General features: G+C 39.4%; 17 protein-coding genes, 1 tRNA gene and 1 pseudogene. 10 read left to right on the top strand and 9 right to left on the bottom strand.

Features of this window, described 5'->3' with window-relative positions; all coding sequences use genetic code 11:
- The first annotated feature begins 41 nt into the window (after positions 1 to 41).
- Positions 42 to 587 (top strand): PadR family transcriptional regulator, encoded by a 546-nt coding sequence (locus L6494_RS04550; RefSeq protein WP_237991651.1) that lies wholly within the window; start codon positions 42 to 44, stop codon positions 585 to 587.
- A 908-nt stretch (positions 588 to 1,495) separates the two neighbouring features.
- Entirely contained in the window at positions 1,496 to 1,918 is a 423-nt protein-coding gene (locus tag L6494_RS04555; protein ID WP_237991652.1) for a hypothetical protein, read from the top strand.
- A 202-nt stretch (positions 1,919 to 2,120) separates the two neighbouring features.
- Here the strand turns inward: L6494_RS04555 and L6494_RS04560 are convergent, their stop codons facing one another.
- Entirely contained in the window at positions 2,121 to 2,924 is an 804-nt protein-coding gene (locus L6494_RS04560) for an SDR family NAD(P)-dependent oxidoreductase (protein ID WP_237991653.1), read from the bottom strand.
- Positions 2,925 to 3,381: 457 nt separating this feature from the next.
- Here L6494_RS04560 and L6494_RS04565 point away from each other — a divergent pair, with 457 nt between their 5' ends.
- Positions 3,382 to 4,176: an Rpn family recombination-promoting nuclease/putative transposase gene (locus tag L6494_RS04565; protein ID WP_237995800.1), complete on the top strand. Its 795-nt coding sequence runs from the start codon at positions 3,382 to 3,384 to the stop codon at positions 4,174 to 4,176.
- 8 nt (positions 4,177 to 4,184) lie between these two features.
- Here L6494_RS04565 and dnaG read toward each other — a convergent pair whose 3' ends face one another.
- Entirely contained in the window at positions 4,185 to 6,116 is a 1,932-nt protein-coding gene (gene dnaG, locus L6494_RS04570) for a DNA primase (RefSeq protein WP_237991654.1), read from the bottom strand.
- Positions 6,117 to 6,311: 195 nt separating this feature from the next.
- Between dnaG and tftA the strand changes: the two genes are divergently transcribed.
- Positions 6,312 to 7,679 (top strand): hormogonium tapered terminus morphoprotein TftA, encoded by a 1,368-nt coding sequence (tftA, locus tag L6494_RS04575; protein ID WP_237991655.1) that lies wholly within the window; start codon positions 6,312 to 6,314, stop codon positions 7,677 to 7,679.
- Between the two features lie 26 nt (positions 7,680 to 7,705).
- The gene (locus tag L6494_RS30845) at positions 7,706 to 7,834 is read left to right on the top strand and encodes a hypothetical protein (protein WP_269139282.1); all 129 of its coding nucleotides are present in this window, start codon (positions 7,706 to 7,708) and stop codon (positions 7,832 to 7,834) included.
- Here the strand turns inward: L6494_RS30845 and L6494_RS04580 are convergent.
- The 3 genes from L6494_RS04580 to L6494_RS04590 all read right to left on the bottom strand — a co-directional run bounded on the left by L6494_RS04580 (position 7,818) and on the right by L6494_RS04590 (position 10,278).
- Positions 7,818 to 8,840 (bottom strand): tetratricopeptide repeat protein, encoded by a 1,023-nt coding sequence (locus L6494_RS04580; protein WP_237991656.1) that lies wholly within the window; start codon positions 8,838 to 8,840, stop codon positions 7,818 to 7,820. The two genes, L6494_RS30845 and L6494_RS04580, sit on opposite strands and share 17 nt — an antisense overlap.
- Positions 8,841 to 8,996: 156 nt before the next feature.
- Complete coding sequence (locus L6494_RS04585) at positions 8,997 to 9,770, bottom strand: hypothetical protein (protein ID WP_237991657.1); 774 nt, start codon at positions 9,768 to 9,770, stop codon at positions 8,997 to 8,999.
- A gap of 100 nt (positions 9,771 to 9,870) precedes the next feature.
- Positions 9,871 to 10,278 carry a hypothetical protein gene (locus L6494_RS04590; protein ID WP_237991658.1) on the bottom strand — a complete coding sequence of 136 codons (408 nt, stop codon included), beginning with the start codon at positions 10,276 to 10,278 and terminating at the stop codon, positions 9,871 to 9,873.
- A 63-nt stretch (positions 10,279 to 10,341) separates the two neighbouring features.
- On the opposite strand from L6494_RS04590, the gene L6494_RS04595 reads away from it, so the two are divergent.
- Both L6494_RS04595 and L6494_RS04600 read left to right on the top strand, forming a co-directional pair.
- Positions 10,342 to 11,007 carry a class I SAM-dependent methyltransferase gene (locus L6494_RS04595; protein ID WP_237991659.1) on the top strand — a complete coding sequence of 222 codons (666 nt, stop codon included), beginning with the start codon at positions 10,342 to 10,344 and terminating at the stop codon, positions 11,005 to 11,007.
- A gap of 292 nt (positions 11,008 to 11,299) precedes the next feature.
- Positions 11,300 to 12,181 (top strand): 2OG-Fe(II) oxygenase, encoded by an 882-nt coding sequence (locus tag L6494_RS04600; protein WP_237991660.1) that lies wholly within the window; start codon positions 11,300 to 11,302, stop codon positions 12,179 to 12,181.
- A gap of 61 nt (positions 12,182 to 12,242) precedes the next feature.
- Here L6494_RS04600 and L6494_RS04605 read toward each other — a convergent pair whose 3' ends face one another.
- From L6494_RS04605 to L6494_RS04615, 3 genes and pseudogenes are all read right to left on the bottom strand, one after another.
- A complete protein-coding gene (locus L6494_RS04605; RefSeq protein WP_237991661.1) occupies positions 12,243 to 12,659 on the bottom strand; it encodes an alr0857 family protein in 417 nt (138 codons plus the stop codon).
- Positions 12,660 to 12,675: 16 nt separating this feature from the next.
- Positions 12,676 to 12,855 (bottom strand): annotated as a pseudogene (locus L6494_RS04610) (HNH endonuclease); the annotation flags it as partial.
- A gap of 95 nt (positions 12,856 to 12,950) precedes the next feature.
- Positions 12,951 to 13,199 carry a hypothetical protein gene (locus L6494_RS04615; RefSeq protein ID WP_237991662.1) on the bottom strand — a complete coding sequence of 83 codons (249 nt, stop codon included), beginning with the start codon at positions 13,197 to 13,199 and terminating at the stop codon, positions 12,951 to 12,953.
- A 70-nt stretch (positions 13,200 to 13,269) separates the two neighbouring features.
- Between L6494_RS04615 and L6494_RS04620 the strand changes: the two genes are divergently transcribed.
- The 3 genes from L6494_RS04620 to L6494_RS04630 all read left to right on the top strand — a co-directional run bounded on the left by L6494_RS04620 (position 13,270) and on the right by L6494_RS04630 (position 16,801).
- Positions 13,270 to 13,605: a ribbon-helix-helix domain-containing protein gene (locus tag L6494_RS04620; protein WP_237991663.1), complete on the top strand. Its 336-nt coding sequence runs from the start codon at positions 13,270 to 13,272 to the stop codon at positions 13,603 to 13,605.
- 606 nt (positions 13,606 to 14,211) lie between these two features.
- Complete coding sequence (locus L6494_RS04625) at positions 14,212 to 16,221, top strand: GAF domain-containing sensor histidine kinase (protein WP_237991664.1); 2,010 nt, start codon at positions 14,212 to 14,214, stop codon at positions 16,219 to 16,221.
- Positions 16,214 to 16,801, top strand: coding sequence for an SRPBCC family protein (locus tag L6494_RS04630; protein WP_237991665.1), 588 nt, complete (start codon positions 16,214 to 16,216; stop codon positions 16,799 to 16,801). The genes L6494_RS04625 and L6494_RS04630 overlap by 8 nt, the downstream gene beginning before the upstream one ends.
- 400 nt (positions 16,802 to 17,201) lie before the next feature.
- On the opposite strand, the gene L6494_RS04635 is transcribed toward L6494_RS04630, so the two are convergent.
- Positions 17,202 to 17,274 (bottom strand) — tRNA-Glu (locus L6494_RS04635).
- Positions 17,275 to 17,653: the final 379 nt, after the last annotated feature.

Below are 17,653 nucleotides of genomic sequence, written 5' to 3' on the forward strand. Positions count from 1 at the left end.
TCTAGTGTACACTGAAGAAAATATCTGTCAAGTATTTCCCTATGGGTTTATCGCAAGCAATTCTGACCTGTTTAATTGATGCTCCTCACAGTGGTTATGATCTGTCTAAGGTCTTTAGTGAATGTGTAGGTTATTTTTGGCAAGCTTCCCAGCAACAAATTTACAGAGAATTAGGGAAACTGGAGTCAACAGGCTTGGTTGTGTCCGAGATTATTCCTCGTGAAGGTCGCCTAGACAAGAAAATTTACTCAATCACAGAACAGGGGAAACAGCATTTAGTGGAATGGATGCACAAACCTAGTGAACCTAATGTCATTAGAGAAGATGTGTTAGTGAAGATTTTTTCTGGTAGTTTAGTACCAGTTAATGTGCTGATAGAAGACGTAGAACGTCATCGGAGAGTTCATATAGACAAATTATCGACATATCGACAAATAGAGCAAGAAAAATGTCCTCCATCAAAAGTATTAACTAAGGAAGAGAAACTGAGAACTTTAGTTTTAAGAGCAGGGATGAGATATGAACAAACCTGGATAGATTGGTGTGATGAAACACTTGAAATATTAAAAAATCTACCCCCAGATTGAAGCATATCTAGTAGTCCGCATTAAGTGTCTAGTTTTTGAGAATAAAAAATAGCACTTATAATTTAATTTATAAAAATTTTGAGACTGCATAAACCCAGGTTCTCCAATAGATTGGGTTTATGCAGTCTCAAGTATGATTTAAAATCGCTATATAAATAAAACCCCGGAGTTTTTCCAGGGTTATCCTCGTGAACCACTATTTAATTTTTATCTAATTACTCTAGAAAGAATGAAAATCATCTAGCCATAATTCTCTTATTTATGTCTTAATCTGGTGGTAATTTAAATTACTTTATCCATCAAGTTAGAAGCTTCTAGATATATAAAATTCGTCTTATAGAAAAATATGCACAGCATTCAAGTGCTTTTTAACCGATGATTTTGAGACATATTTCAGGTTTTTATGTCCAAGGAGTCAAGCTTTAGCACTTGTTTTATTTAGAATATTAGTAAAGAATGAAATCAGCCTCTAGTAATATAGTAGGTCATCTTGGTAATAACCTAACCTTATCCAATGTCCGTAGTCCGCGCAAGCGGACTTTATTTATATCAGCTATTATGTCCGAATTTTTAATATTTTAGGCTTGATTAAGGGAATTACATAGGAGACAATGAAAACGCTATCTGACATAATTGTCAATTACAAAGGTAGCAATTAGCCCTTGTAGTTAGTCCGCTTTGGCGGACTTTATTAATAATGTTGATTAATTTTAATTATTATTGTTATATCTAAAAAAGAGCTTTATTATTGGTGAATCTGGGTGCGAACGTTGTTAATTTCAATATCAATTATTGTGTATTTTTTACTACCACGACGATATAAGAATAGAAGCATTAACTACAAATTTTTAATTTACTTCTATTCTAGTTACAGTAACCAATTGTAGACTGTTATTGGAGATAAAAATGTGGGCAATGTAGGTAAAAAACGATTGGAAACTGTGTTAGCAATTACCACCTATGCCATTGGTAGTGGTACGGCTTCAGTTGCACCCACACCAGGAGGAGAAATTCCCAAACAGTTCATATTAACTGCTTCTGATATTCTTATGTACACCACTATTTGGAGGATTTATTTTGAAGAAGAATTATCAACTAAGGGACTAATAGAAATATTGGCAGAGTTGGGTTTAGTAACATTTGGTGCTACGGGAACAGCCTATATAGTTAGTAAAGCGAGTACAGCAATTTTAAAAGAAATTACTAATTGGGCTGGACCATTGGGATGGGGGTTTACAGCTGCGATCGCAGGGTCTTTAAGCGGCTTATTTGGTGCTATTTGGGCAATATATTGTGATCACCTTTATTCTCAAAAAGAACAGCCAGTTTAAATAAACCTGGAAATATGTAAGCTATAAATACAACATGGATTCAGTTGTATAATACATCCCTATTTCTCAATTCCATTTTTCAAACAAAAGCGGCTACTCACAGGTTAAGGGAACACCAAAAAATAAATTATCCACAATTGATGATTGGGTAGGGTGCGTCAGTATGAATAATTTCTGAGTATAGTTAGGTTCTATTGCACATCTAATTATTCTCCTGCATTTTTCTCACAATTTTAGTTACTAAACTTCTAGGTATAAATCTGACAAGTTTTGCCATAATTTTATTTTCTAGCCCAGGAATAACAATGGTTTTACCCTTCATTAAACCCCGATAACCAATCTCTGCTACTGTTTGAGCATCCATCATATTTTTCTTCTTAATCAGCTTCGAGTCTGCCATTCCGGTTCTTTCATGAAAAGCTGATTCCGTTGTTCCTGGACACATAACTGTCACAGTCACACCTGTACCTTCTAATTCATTAGCAAGTGCTTCGGAGAAAGATAAAACATAGGCTTTAGTAGCAAAATAAACTGCCATTAAAGGGCCTGGTTGAAAAGCAGCAGATGACGCAACATTTAAGATTTTCCCCTCACCTTGCTTGACCATATTTTTCAAAAATAACTTAGTTAAATGGGTCAAACATACCAAATTAACCTGGAGCATTTCCAGTTCATCATTAAGGCTTGTTTCATTAAACAATCCATAAGTGCCAAATCCCACGTTATTGACGAGTACATCAACATTAATGCTTTCCTGTTGTAACTCTGTGAAAATTTCTTCAGGAGAAGTTGATCGAGATAAATCTTTACTAATAATTTTGAGAGAAATATGAAATTTTTCTTGAAATTCAGTAGCAATTTCTGTGAGTTTTAATTGGTTTCTATCTACTAGTACAAGATTGTAACTATCATGAGCAAAAATACGTGCTAGTTCGTAACCAATGCCACTAGCTGCACCAGTAATCAGAGCAGTTTTCTTGTAAGACTGATCGTGTGTTTTATTCATATGTAATGTTATGACAAGTAATAGTAATAGATTTTCTACTTAGTGTTTAGGTGCTTCTTACTTAAGATATATACTTACCAATTGATATTTCTTAAATAAGATCAAACCCTACAACAGTATATTTAAAGTATTGCCATAATTCTGTATTAAGATATGCCAGTTGTAAAATTTCTCAGAGCAAATTTGAATAGCTTAGATTGTTTGGTCAAGTTTATATTTTTAGAGAAATTCACCATGCTTTGTAGAGACGTACAATAGCACAATACATTTCAGACAAGCCCAAAAGTTTCATGTATAGACGCGATAAATTGCGTCTTTTAATAGTTTTAAAATAAACCTAAATCTAGATATTTTGAGCAAAAATACCCTATATCACTTAAATTTTCACTCTTGACAGAGTGTACCTAAACCTGGAAATATGCAACCTATATGTAAAAAATCTATTCGTCAAACATCCGTGAAAACAGACAGCATATTCTACCGATTGTTTCAAAGTTTCCCTGGCATCTTCTTTGAACTTATTGACCAGTCTCCAACAATAGCAAATATCTATCAATTTTCGTCAGTTGAAGTCAAGCAACTGGCATTTCGCATTGATGGGGTATTTCTTCCCAACAACGATACATTACCTATTTATTTTGTTGAAGTTCAATTTCAACCAGACAAAAAAATATATTCACGGCTCTTTACAGAAATCTTCCTGTATCTGGATAAAACCGAATTGCTCAATAATTGGCAAGGAGTAATTGTTTATCCTAGTAAAAGTATTGATATAGGAGAAACAGAAAGATATATAGAATTACTGACATCGCAACGAGTAAAACGTGTCTATCTTGATGAGTTAAACTCAAAAGATGAACAATCAATTGGTATAGAGACAGTCAAGTTAGTTATTGAACCCGAAACCACTGCGGGGATGAAAGCCAGGGAGTTAATAGTCCTTGCTCGACAACAAATAACAGATGAAATTACCCAACGGGACATTATACAATTAATAGAGACGATAATTATCTATAAATTTCCTAAAGTTAGTAGAAAGGAGATTGAGCAAATGTTAGGCTTAAGTGATTTAAAACAAACTAAAGTTTATCAAGAAGGCAAACAAGAAGGCAAACAAGAAGGTAAACTTGAGGCTGTACCCTTTATGCTCAGTTTAGGTGCAACAGTAGAGCAAATAGCAGAGCAACTAGGCTTAGACATTGAGCAAGTTAGACAAGTAGCTCAAAGCCAGCAATCACAGCAGCAAAAATAATCAATGGATTACAACAATTCTGTAATAGAAAACTGTCGTTGACGGTCTAATTCTTGCAGCTTTAATTTTTCGGTATAAAAAGCTTGATAATAAGACTGCCATTTTTCTGGTTCAGCTTCTGGATCAGTTGCTTCCCACAGTTCCAAAAAGTGCCGATAACGCTTTTCTCTTAGCACTCTTTCCATACAAGCGATCGCAGCTTGCACAACTTGGGGAGTACGCATGATCTCTTTCTTCCCTTTCTCGTTGAGATGAAACAGATGAGAGATGATTGCTATATCTTCAGATAATTCTAAATATCTGTCTTGCAAACTAGAGATTAAATCTACCTGTTCCCCCATTAACTCTAAAATCTCTTGCCACAACAATCGATGGTGAGAAAGGCTAAATTCTAAATCTCGCTCTTCTAAGGCTGCAACAATAGCTTGACGCTGTTCAGCGCAATGCAAGTAAATCCCTAGTAACAAGGCTTCTGCTTGTTCTAGAAGGCTGCGGTCTTTGGGAATTAGGGATTGAGGACTGGGGACTAGAGAAAGTTTTCCCCCATTTCCCGTTCTTTTGATAGCTACAGGCTGAGAATATTTAGCCGTCGATGGAGTGATTTGAGTTAATAGATTTTCGACTCTTAGGGGTATAAGCCTCACATCACCTAAGCTGAGGATTTCTGCACAGTGAGAAACATAATAGTTACGGGTGTCACCGTTAACTATATTTTTAAGTAGCTTTACAATTTGTTGTGTAACTTGTTGAAAATCTGTAGCCTGTTTTAAGTTACGGTCTTGGATAATTTGCTGAATCTGCCAATCTATCCACAGAGGCGCATTGACTAATAATTGTTCATAATCTTCTCGGCTATGGGAACGTAAATACTCATCAGCATCTTTACCGTCGGGAATATTGAGAATTTTCAGCTGAACTTCACCCTTATAAGCTAAATCAGCGATTTCCCCAATGGCTCGTTCCGCAGCATTTGTTCCCGCCTTATCAGCATCAAAATTGAGTACCAATTGTTTCGAGTCAGTGTAGCGCAATATCAGCCTGACTTGTTCCAAACTCAACGCCGTACCGAGGGAGGCAACAGCATTATTAATACCAGAAGCGTGGAGAGCGATCGCATCAAAATATCCCTCCACTACCACCGCTTGATCAAGTTGGGAAATCCCAGGTTTGGCTTGATCTAAAGCAAATAAAGTTCTCCCCTTATTAAATAATTCTGTTTCTGGGGAATTTAAATATTTGGGTTGTTCATCACTCAAAGTTCTACCACCAAAGGCAATCACTCGCCCTTGCACATCACGAATCGGAATCATCAGGCGATCGCGGAATACATCATAATACCCGCCACCTTCCTTGCGGGGTTTAATCAAACCTGCCTTTTCCACCAACTGCACGGGATAGTGCTTATCTTCTACCAAATAGCGGTGGAGAGTTTCCCAACCGGGAGGGGCATAACCCAAGCCAAACTGCTGGATTGTAGCTTCATTAAACAGGCGATCGCTGCGTAAATACTTGAGTGCCGATTGTCCTTGAGATTGACGCAAGGCGTGTTGATAAAACTGTGCAGATGAAGCCAGAACCTCATACAACTGTTCCCGCAAAGATATCTGACGCTGTAACTCTTGGCGTTGTTCTGGTTCTAAAGTTTTGACAGGCACTTGGTAACGCCGTGCTAAATCTAACACCACCTCAGAAAAGGACTGCTTACCCAAATCCATCAAAAACTTAATTGCATTACCCCCAGCTTGACAGCCAAAGCAATAATACATTTGCTTAGTTTGGCTGACAGTGAAACTAGGACTTTTTTCATCGTGGAAAGGACACAACCCGACAAAATCCTTACCACGCTTGCGTAACACCACATATTCTGATACAACATCGACAATATCAGCACGATGTTTAATTTCTTCAATTGTGTCTGGGTGTAGGCGCGGAATTTGCATATTAGTTAATGGTCATTAGTCATTAGTGAATAGTTTTTCTCCTCTGCCCCCTGCCCCCTGCTTCTTCCCCAACTTGGGAGAAATAGCAAAATATCAATGATTAATCACGTCTGATGGATATTATATTGTTGTTGCCAAATGAAGAATATTGTATAGAATTGCTAGTCTTAATTTTATTCAGAGGAATTACGGTAAATGGGGCGTATTTTTATTTCAGCAGCCCACGGAGGCCAAGAAGGAGGAAGGCTAGATCCAGGATCGATCGCTGGTGGGACGACAGAAGCTAGAGAAATGATTTTGCTGCGAGATTTGATTGTAACAGAACTGCGATCGCGGAGTTTTGAAGTATTAGCTGTTCCTGATGATCTCAGTGCTGCGGGTACTATTGGCTGGATTAATTCTCGCGTGCGTCGCGGTGATGTGGCTCTAGAAATCCATGCTGATTCTGCCAGTAGTCCAGTTGTACGGGGGGCTAGTGTGTTTCACATTGCCAATAACAATGAGCGCAAGAATAATGGCGAACTGCTACTAGTGGGACTATTGCGTCGTGTTCCCCAACTGCCAAACCGAGGTGTAAAACCAGATACCGAGAGTGGTTTAGGGAGTTTAGCCTTTTGTCGGCAAATTGCGATCGCCTCTTTATTAATGCAAGTAGGGTTTATCAGCAGTCCAGAGGATCGGGCTTTGCTACAAAATCGCCGCCGAGATTTCGCTTTGGGCATTGCCGACGGGCTAGCATCTTGGAGTCGTGTTATTGACCCCACCCCAGGCACTCCCCCAGATCCAGTTTATCCCCCAATCAACATCAACATCAATGGGCAAACCTATGCAGAACAAGGTATTTTAGTCAATGGTAATGCTTATATTCCCATTGATTTAGTAGATCGGCTGCGGATTGACTTGTCAAAATCACCCAATGTCAATCGGATTACCTATCGTAAAGTGGTCTATCTCAAAGCTGTGGAATTGCGCGATTTTAATATTGCAGTTGGTTGGGAAGCAAGCACTCGGACTGTCACTTTGCGCTCAAATTTGGTAATTTGCCCTGGTCAATTTGACAAAATTATGGCGCATGGCAACACTTCAGAAATTGAGTTGCAACTCTTTTTAAGAAATAATAATGAAAATGCCCTCAACAAGTTTCCTGATATACCCAAACTCTATCGAGAAGAAGGAGCTTTAGAAGGAGTTAATTATGACATCGCCTTCTGTCAGATGTGTCTAGAAACAGGATTTTTGCGCTTTGGCGGAGACTTAAGACCTGAGCAAAATAACTTTGCGGGTTTAGGATCTATTGGTGGTGGTGCTGAAGCCGCCTCTTTTCCTAGTGCCAGAATTGGAGTCAGGGCGCACATTCAACACCTCAAAGCCTACGCCAGTCTAGAACCTCTAGTGAATGAAGTTGTAGACCCCCGTTTTCGTTTTGTTACCCGTGGCGTAGCCCCACTCATTGAACAACTCTCAGGACGCTGGTCAGCAGATTTAGAGTACGGGACAAAAATCACCGCCATGCTCAAACGCCTATATGATTCAGCCGGATTTTTAAACGCTAATAGAGTTTAGAGATCGGGTAGTGAGAAAGTAAGGGAGTGAAGTCCCTAACTAATGACTCAGCACTCAGCACTCACTACTCAGCACTCAGCACTCAGCACTCAGCACTCAGCACTCAGCACTCAGCACTCACTACTCAGCACTCACTACTCAAAGCGCATCTATAAACTGCTTCACCTTGTCTTGGATAGTCGGGTCTGCGATTTGCTCTGCTAATTGCTGGGCATTTTGATAACAAACTCGCGCTAAACTTTTACGTTTTGTTTTGGCGTAAAGGCTACCCATGTTGAGCAAAGTAGCAATTTCACCAACAGAATCACCCTGTTGTTGATAAATCTCCACAGCTTGCCTGTAGAATTTTAGGGCTTTGCGGTGAATATCTAGGTGGTTGTAGATATAACCAATATTATTGAGGGTATTGGCCTCGCCGGAGCGATCGCCCATAGCACGACGTGATAAAAGCACTTGATGATAGAGCAATAGTGCTTGTTTGGGTTGTCCTATATCTATATAAATAGAAGCAATATTGTTTAAGGTAATTGCTTCACCAACAGTATTCTTCGTAGCCTTTTGAATTGGTAGTGCTGCTTGCAGAAATTCTAGAGCTTTTTCTTGATCACCTAAAATACTGTAGGCAAATCCAATGCCATTGAGGGTTGTCGCTTCACCAGAAAAGTCTCCCAGTAATCGACGCATTGCTAAAATTTGGTTTTGTAGCAATAAAGCTCGTTTTGGTTCGCCTAATCTGATATGAATCAGCGCGACATCATTGAGAGTGGAAACTTCCCCTAGGGTGTCTTGCAGTTCCCGAAAAATTTGCGCGGCTTTCTCTAGATACTCCAAAGCCTGGGAAAGTTTTCCTATGCGACTATAAGTAGAACCTACATTGCTGAGTGCTGTTGCTTCTGCTTGCAAGTTACCAAGCTCAACGGCGACAGCTAAAGCCTGCTTGAAAGAATCTAATGCTTGTTGCATTTGACAACAACCCAGATAAGCTAAACCAATGTCATTTAATGTATGTCCTTCTCTAGCTCGATCTGAAATGGCTCTAGCTAACTGTAAATTTTTCTGGACTAAATCAAGATATTCTTGAAATTTTCCCTGCTTATAGTAGCTATTGGCTGTATCACGACGTTCTTCCCACTCTTTGGCTTGATTGCAAGATTGCGTCATTTGACCTCAGTTGCACTGCAAATAAATTGGCGGGTTCTTCTTGGACTTCTGGCTAGTTGCCCAAGTTAAGTTTAGGTTAACCTTTATTTTCTACCTTTAGGTACAAGACGTAAAGAAGTAGGTGTGGTATGTTTAACTCGCTATCAGCAGTATTAGTTAAGCTGTCTTAAAAAACCGAATGATTTCGCGGACATGATCCAAAAATTGCCCATCGGTGGAAAGTTGCGCGATCGCATTGCGTGCTTCCCTAGCTAATCTTTCATGTTCGGTTTGATTGGTAGCCCGGAATTCTTCTAAGTTAGCGGACATTCTAGCTAGGTCTTTACGCGTTTCATCAGCAAAGCGTTGTTGAGTCGCTGGTAAGGAATAAGGTTGTTCTGGGTTGAGTTGGTCTTCTAAAACTTGGACTTTTTGCTCTAATTCGTAGAAGCGATTGCGGAGTTCAAAAATATCTTCACGGGGATATTTCCATTCTTGGCTAATCATCGTTAGTCTTGCGTATAAATATTCATAAGCGCGAATAGCTGGACGCAAGATAGTTAATAACAAAGCCGCACCAGAACTGATATAACCTACCGCACTGATACCCGTGGCGGCGAGGGTATAAAGACCAATAGTTGAAAACAAGTGTAAAGCTAAAGCAGCCCAGAGCGATCGCTTGGCTAAAATCCTGACATACTTAACTTGTCTTTCGTCTACAGGTATTTCTTTTTCAATTGACTGTGCGGCTTCCGCTAAAACTTGCTTGGCTTGAAAATGGATATTCCAGGGGACAGTAACAATCACCAACAACCACCAAAAACTTGCACCCCCAATAACCCAATCAAGAAAGTTACCGGCTGGGACATGAAACCATTGCAGCACGCCAAAACCTAGCAGCACTACAGCCACAATCCCGACAATCGAACTAATAAAAAAATTGAAATACATATATAACCCTGATCTTGGTGAAACTATCACCTCAATCATGGCTAGGCTATGGCATTTCTACGGATAAGTTTGTGATGCTTTTTCTAGCTGCATACATTATCTATGGGATTAAATAGCTACGCCAAACTGTTTGATTATCTTGACTAGTCTTACTCCGTGACAGCAATCGCCAAGTTTTACCTTCTTGTTGAATCTGTAAGTAAACTTCAAACGGTTGTTGCAGTTTTGTCAACTGTCTCTTGGGTAACTGAAAAATTAAGTCGTAGTTTCCCCGCACTCGAAAAGCAGGCAAATTTTCAATCGTCAGGGGTTCTTCCTGGCGAATTTTCAGGTGTTTAATTTCAAACCCTTGGAACTTGAGATCCAACTGCTGATTGAGTTGCTGTTGGGTTTGTTCTAGCTGGAGTGCGATCGCTTTCTGCACTAACTCACTAGTTGGTAACAATCCAATATTGCCACAACCCACCAATAGCATCAGCAAAACCACTGTTACAACGAACCGCACCATGTTACTTCTGATAGAGTTTCAGCGATAGTATAGCGGGAGATACCTAAAACTCCCTAATATACTATGTCATCACAAACGATTGGTCTTGATCAACAACTTTATACCTACTTGCTGGCTAATTCTGTGCGAGAACCAGAAATTCTCCAGAAATTACGCGAAGAAACAGCTAATCATCCCCACGCTGTTATGCAGATTTCTCCAGAACAGGGACAATTTATGAGCCTGCTAGTGCAGTTAATGGGCGCAAAAAAAACCTTAGAAATAGGCGTATTTACTGGCTACAGTTCCCTTTCTGTCGCCTTGTCGTTACCGACTGATGGCCAGTTAATTGCTTGTGATGTCAGTGAGGAATTTACAGCCATTGCCAAGCGTTATTGGCAAGCAGCAGGAGTTGCAGACAAAATTGACTTGCGATTAGCACCAGCACTGGAAACTTTAGATACCCTATTAGCAGAAGGACAAACAGCAACATTTGATTTTGCTTTTATTGATGCAGATAAACAAAATTACCTCAATTATTACGAACGCGCTTTGCAATTAATCCGTCCTGGTGGATTAATCGCCATTGATAATGTTTTATGGTCTGGAAACGTTGCCAATCCGCAAATCCAAAACCCTAATACCCAAGCTATCCGTAACTTCAATCAAAAGTTATATGATGATGAACGTGTAACAATTTCTCTTGTGCCAATTGGAGATGGGCTAACTTTAGCACTCAAGCGCAGTTAATATCGAATGTAATGATTTTGCAGGTTTGTAGTAAGAACTTTAGTTCTTAAAAAATCAGAAAGCGAGGTGCTTATCACAAACTTGTTTAATAATATATGCCAAATGTGCAATTGCACTATAAATCTATAACTAAAGTAAGATATTTAGTCTCTCTCAATAGCAGTATTTTTATAAGGCTTCAGTCTTACCAAAATCTCATGAAGTCTTGTTGAGCGATCGCCAAGTTATAAAAAATTCTAGTCGTCTGAATTAAGCAAATTTAACTTAATTAGTATTATAGGAAGAAACTTTAATGGTAAAATTATTTTCCAGGATTCAAAATAAAATATTAAGAAATCTGATAAGATTTCCTTTAATGAAATATCATGCTGATATTGCTTATCAAACAGATATAAAAGAACATTTTCCATGTTTACCAGTTCTTTCAAGCTCAGACTTAAATATAGTCAAAGCTATAAAAACGCAAGGTATAGCAATTACTTCCTTAGAGGAATTAGGTGTTCTATCTAATCCCAAAATGCTAACATCAGCACAAAAATTATTACCAAGTATTAAATCTAATATTGCTGTCCAAAAAAATGGATTTGTGGTTCATGCTAACGCCCAACAAATGATTGATTATCCAGAAATCTTCTTGTGGGGATTAGAACAACGATTATTAAATATTATTGAAAATTATCTTGGGTTGCCAGTAGCCTATCATGGGGCATATTTCCGTAGAGATATTGCTAATCAGTTAGAAACAGGATCAAGACTTTGGCATATAGATACAGAAGACCGACAAGTTATAAAAATAATAGTTTATATCAATGATGTTGATGAAGAGACAGGGCCATTTCAATACTTGCCTCAATCTTTAACAACAGAAGTAGCTAAATCTTTAAATTACACATCTGGCTATCTTACAGATAAAACCATGCAAAAAGTGATATCTCCGAAACAATATCAATCATGTGTAGGGTCTGCTGGTACAGTGATTTTCGCAGCCACTGGCAGTATTTTTCATCGCGGTAAACCACCAAGCAATTCAGATAGATTTGCCATTTTCTTTGATTACACTTCTCATAGAAAAAAATATTTATACTATAATACTTCTCCTTTAACTAATGAGTTTTTAGTCAAATTTTATAACCATCTTTCAGAACAACAAAAAAAATATATTTATTGGCAATAAAAAAGGAATTGGGAATTGGGCATTAGAAAAAATTATCCCCAATCCCCAATCCCCATTCCCCTCATTCACTCATCACAGAGGCGCAAGCTTGCGCTGCTTGCCATAGTTTCTGTATAAATAGTTCTGTGCGTGAAGCAAAGCTGTCGCCCTTAGGCGAATCGCTAATTACGGTCACAAACACACCGTCTGCATCCGCAGAACCATCTGATAGCCAAGAACCCCGCAGGGTAATTTCCACATACTCAGCATCACCAGTTGACACATCAATAATTTGACTGTCAGCAAATCTGGCTTCAGCCTTGAGTGCTTCGATTCCTGGCAAATCCGCAGGTAACAAAAAGGAAGCAGTGCTGGGTTCAACGCATAAACTGTGACCAACCCGTAGTGCTAAAATTACTCTTTTTTGTACCCATTCCTCTAGCGATAAAGCCAGATATTCCAAATAAAAACTGCTTTCGGTGTAAGTTAATTTCAGCATTCCTTATGCTCTCCTGCTATTCCAGGTTTGCTTGCACATCTATCCAAAATTTTGTGGCACTTTCTCGCCAAGTTTCACTAAATGCAAAGGCTACGGCCGGGTGAACTGGTATTTTTGGTTTAGTACGCAACTGCATACCCACCTCAACCGGGGTGTGGTCTCGTTTTTGAGAGTTACATCTTTCACACTCTAATACTGGTATTGCGTCCACCGCTTCACTCCTTAATAAAAAACCCCCGCTTCTGATTTAGATGAGGCGGGGGTAAAATTTGACCATCATGTTGTTTGGTCTTACCTTGGTACAGCATTTCTCTGTCTGTACCTCCCGCTTCTTACATCTAGTTGTCGTTTGGCATTCAGCCCATCAATACTGAAATATCTAAAATCATGATTTTCCTCTGTGATTTGCTCTTGCTGGTGGCTACCATCGCCCATAAATAAATACTCCACTCCCACAGCACCTGATTCCCAACTAATGCGATAGTTGGTTGCGCTCCAGAAAGTAGAGATGGGGTAAATGGCTTTCACAGAAAATTTCACCTATTGAACATTCCTTTAAACATACTACACTTGTATTACTATCCTGTCCATACTTTAAAGGAGAAAAGTCATGCACACAATTACTCGCACCCCAACTACCGATATGGAAGTTACTAGCATCCGCTTGGAGCGAGAACTTAAGGAGAAACTCAAAGAAATTGCCGGGAATCAGGGTTATCAAGCCCTCATCCGCGATATTCTCTGGAATTATGTACAGCAAAAATCTGGCGAGTGGAAACCGCGATTTTCACGAGCCGATATTCGCGCTAGTATAGCCGCCACAGCTCAACAAGAAGAACGTTGTGTACTCACAGGTCAACTCATTCAACCCCAACAAGCCATGTTATTAGGACTAACCAGAAACGGCGATATGGTTCCTCTCGCTGTCGAGAGTCTAGCAGGATAGTTTGCTATGCAGGTGAATACAGCTTAGTTGCTGCTTGATAAGCTACTAGGTTGTATTCATCACCTTCTCATCAGAAAATTTCTATGTTGATTGCTTGACAAATAAATATTTTTAATTTAATAAATTAAACACTATGTCAACTAAGCATTAAAGTATTTCCTGTCTTCACCCAGAAATTTTGGGTTTTTGAATTGCTCTATAAGTTTTTCTATAAGTAATATTACTTAAGCATTTGCGTCCCCACAGTAGTAATGCGGTGATTATATATGAAGTGCTGGTTTGAAATCCAGAGAAATCACGGTTTATGTATAGTTCCCAACAAGGTATGGTAAGGCAAAAGTTATTAATTGGTACTACACCATTTCCCTAAACATAAGTTAAATTAAGTATTCTCGAAAGTTTTGAGTATTTTTATGGTCATGTATAAATTAGCCTAATATACTGATAATTTGGTCATCTACAAAATAAAGGGGCTATAACAGAATGATAGAAAATCTTCAAGTAAGATTTGCCATCCATCCTGTATAGCCACACAACGAACGGTGAATAATATGCCAAAAAGTTGGGTGCAAGCAAATGGGGTCATTATTCAAGCACAAATCAGGAATGAAAAAGCATTTACTAGTGTTACCACAACGCCCCGATGACCCAGAGAGACTCAAACCATACCCAGTCAAACTGATGCAGCATCAGGAAGAAACAGCCCACAAGTTGGCGCAAAAGATTAATCACATCATTACTAGCAGTCAATCGACAGCATTGATGCTGCCAGAAATTGCCAAATTGATAGGCATAGCTACTAATGTAGATTGTTGCTGCTTAGTTACGGTGAAGAGTGAGGACTCAACCGAAGCAACAACAGCTAGTTGGTGTTCTGATGAATATCTAGGAATGCCCCAGCCAGATGAACTATTCTCTGTTGAACAGTTAGTGCTGCAATGTGCTACTGAACCCTTCACGATTGAGGATATTGCCACAATTCGTCATAGTTTAGTGATTGGGTGTCAACAGTTACCATTACCTATCAAATCGGTGTTAGCGATTCCTACTCGCTTTGGTGGGAAAAATAATGGTGTAATAAATCTGATCCAATTCCAATCCTATAATTGGGGGAATTCAGAAAAAGAAATACTCAACACGATCGCCTCATCCTGTGCGATCGCTTTTTCTCAAGTCACCCAAGCACAGTTAATTTCCACCCAGCAGCAATATCTACAAAAAAGTAATCAGCATCAAAGCCTGATCAAGCAATTAACTATACTAAGTCGGAGTAACTTGGAGTTAAATCAAATGCTCCAACTCGCCATAGCATCTACTGCTGAATCTTTACAAGCAGACAGGGGTTTATTAATCCTCCTCAAATATACAGATCCATTATTTAGAACTCGCACTAAAAAACAAATTCCCCAAGCTAAAGCCGAAGTTGCTGGTGAATGGTGTAGGGACAATCCCTGTCAACCAGAATCTTTAAATCAATCTTTTGCTTTGGCAGATTGTGCTTTGTGTCAGCGAGCTTTTCTGGAGGGGGGAAAACCACTGATCATCAATGACTATACAGAATTACAAGATACTACAACGGTTGCCCCATTATTTGCCATTACAGAATTGCCAGCCGTGCTGTTAATGCCATTAGAAAATCAAGGTAGAATCTTAGGTTTTATAGTGCTACAACAAGCAGTGCCTCGTGAGTGGCAACTAGCAGAATTAAATCTAGTAGAAATGGTCTGCGCTCAAGTCAGCAACGCCATTATTCAGTCAAAAACCCTACGACAAGTCCAGACTTTAGTGGATGAGCGTACCGCCAAACTTCAAAGCAGCCTGGAACTACAAGCTAAACTGCACGAAAGAACACGGCAATATGTAGACCAATTGCGGGAGTTAAACCAGCTCAAAGACGAATTTATGAGCAACATTAGCGATCGCCTGCGCTACCCCCTGACAAATATGATGATGTCTATCAAGAACTTACGTCTACCAGGGATTACCGCCGAACGTCAAGGCAGATACTTGGAGATTCTCGAACAAGAATGTTCTAAAGAAATCAACTTGATTAATGACTTGCTGACTCTGCAAAAACTAGAGACGCAGCAAGAACCGCCACGCTATGAAAATATTCATGTCAATACGAAAATCCAAGAACTCAGGAGTTCTTTAACTGCAAAACTAGTAGAAAAAGGCTTAAGTATAAATTTAGACATACCAGAGAAACCGTTAAAACTCCAAACAGAACTAGAGAGTTTTGACAGAATTCTGCATGAGTTATTAAATAATGCGTATACATACTCAGAGAGGGATACAGTTATTCACCTGCACGCCAGTCACCAAGTTAATCAGTTAGTAGATCAAGTTATGATCAAAGTGACTAACACAGGACGTGGCATCTCCCAAGAAGAGGCGACCTATATCTTTGATAGGTTTCGTCGCGGTAGAGGAGGTCGTTGGACACCAGGTACTGGCTTAGGACTCGCTTTAGTGAAATCCTTAGTGCAGCATTTAAATGGAGCGATCGCAGTTGAAAGTACACCAATACCTGATTCTCAACTGAGCGAAATCTGTTTCACCCTGACTCTGCCCCAGTTTTCTGACGACAGCAAACCATATTCTGAAAGTGACTAACCAACAAAAAACCACAGAAGACTTTGAACTCGATCCCAATCTCGACCCTGAATTGGGTTTGGTTGCGGATACAGCTAATTTACCCCCAGTCGATGTCCAAATCGCCAAAGTTGCCGAGCGACAACGACAAATTACGGCTAAAGTTCAAATTCCCCATCCAGTAGAACGAGTCTGGAAGGTGTTAACAGATTATGAAGCCTTGACTGAATTCATTCCCAACCTAGCCAAAAGCAGTCTTTTAAAGCATCCTAACGGTGGAATTCGACTCGAACAAATCGGCTCTCAGCGTTTACTCAATTTCAACTTTTGCGCCCGCGTAGTTCTAGACTTGGAAGAATCTTTCCCCAAAGAAATCAACTTCCAAATGGTCGAGGGAGATTTTAAAGGCTTTTCTGGTTATTGGTGTTTAGAACCTTATGTCCTGAATGAACTAATCGGCACTAATCTCTGCTACAGCATCCAAATATGGCCAAAATTGACTATGCCGGTGACAATTATTGAACGTCGTCTCAGCAATGATCTCAAATCTAATTTGCTGGCGATTTACCAGCGAGTCAATTACCTAGCAAATCAACAGTAACTATCGTACCTATGCTGAGAACCTCCGGCTTTTAGCCGGGGAATGAAAGCTATCCGCCTGAAATATCCAAGCATTTTAGTTTTACTAGATTTCGGGTAAAATCTCACTCATGATGTTGGTGAAAAACCCATAACAAAAAAACATCATGAGTTAATTAAAAGTAGCCGCACAGCCAAGTAATTGGTCGAGGCGAGTAGGACTGTTTGAGCCAGTCAAAGACCGGAAGGGCAGAACAAACATTGCGTAGTCTGCTTATAGCAGGCGTAGCAATATCAGTTCGGAATCCTGGTTTTTCAAAGCCAGGAGAGTTCAAAAAGACTAAGTTCCTACAGAAATCTATCTGTAGGAACTAATTCTTAAAATATAGGTGAGACTTTTTAGTCTCCTTTAATTTAATCAGTACCCCCAGGGGAATTCGAATCCCCGTTACCTCCGTGAAAGGGAGGTGTCCTAGGCCTCTAGACGATGGGGGCATCAACCTCAGACCTTTTATAAATTAACGGATTTTTCAGAGAATGTCAAGACATTAGGCGAAAAAAATTTTTAAGTTCGTAGTAAGGACTTTAGTCCTTCTTTTTTCAGCACTTTAGCCTACCCTGTTAGACAATTAACCCTAAACTCTTTTTCCTCTAGTACACAGTGAACATCTTTCATCAAGCAGATTACTCACATCTATCAACAGATGTATTCTGTTTAGTGTTTAATACTCAGAAAGTTATGCCAATCATTGGCGAATTGTCACACTCGGTCGCCAATATAGCGAGAAATAGAGTATTGTGAAAAACTACGTATGAAAAAAACTCTGAAGTTCACAAAGGATAAATGGTCTAATGTTGTACCCTGTAAAGGGAA

It is taken from the genome of Nostoc sp. UHCC 0870, from assembly GCF_022063185.1.
Taxonomy (GTDB): Bacteria; Cyanobacteriota; Cyanobacteriia; order Cyanobacteriales; family Nostocaceae; genus Trichormus.

Excerpts from the sequence above, each read along its gene's own strand:
- L6494_RS04550 (WP_237991651.1), top strand. The coding sequence starts at position 42 with ATGGGTTTATCGCAAGCAATTCTGACCTGTTTAATTGATGCTCCTCAC.
- L6494_RS04560 (WP_237991653.1), bottom strand. The coding sequence starts at position 2,924 with ATGAATAAAACACACGATCAGTCTTACAAGAAAACTGCTCTGATTACT.
- dnaG (WP_237991654.1), bottom strand. The coding sequence starts at position 6,116 with ATGCAAATTCCGCGCCTACACCCAGACACAATTGAAGAAATTAAACAT.
- tftA (WP_237991655.1), top strand. The coding sequence starts at position 6,312 with ATGGGGCGTATTTTTATTTCAGCAGCCCACGGAGGCCAAGAAGGAGGA.
- L6494_RS04580 (WP_237991656.1), bottom strand. The coding sequence starts at position 8,840 with ATGACGCAATCTTGCAATCAAGCCAAAGAGTGGGAAGAACGTCGTGAT.
- L6494_RS04585 (WP_237991657.1), bottom strand. The coding sequence starts at position 9,770 with ATGTATTTCAATTTTTTTATTAGTTCGATTGTCGGGATTGTGGCTGTA.
- L6494_RS04590 (WP_237991658.1), bottom strand. The coding sequence starts at position 10,278 with ATGGTGCGGTTCGTTGTAACAGTGGTTTTGCTGATGCTATTGGTGGGT.
- L6494_RS04595 (WP_237991659.1), top strand. The coding sequence starts at position 10,342 with ATGTCATCACAAACGATTGGTCTTGATCAACAACTTTATACCTACTTG.
- L6494_RS04600 (WP_237991660.1), top strand. The coding sequence starts at position 11,300 with ATGGTAAAATTATTTTCCAGGATTCAAAATAAAATATTAAGAAATCTG.
- L6494_RS04605 (WP_237991661.1), bottom strand. The coding sequence starts at position 12,659 with ATGCTGAAATTAACTTACACCGAAAGCAGTTTTTATTTGGAATATCTG.
- L6494_RS04620 (WP_237991663.1), top strand. The coding sequence starts at position 13,270 with ATGCACACAATTACTCGCACCCCAACTACCGATATGGAAGTTACTAGC.
- L6494_RS04625 (WP_237991664.1), top strand. The coding sequence starts at position 14,212 with ATGAAAAAGCATTTACTAGTGTTACCACAACGCCCCGATGACCCAGAG.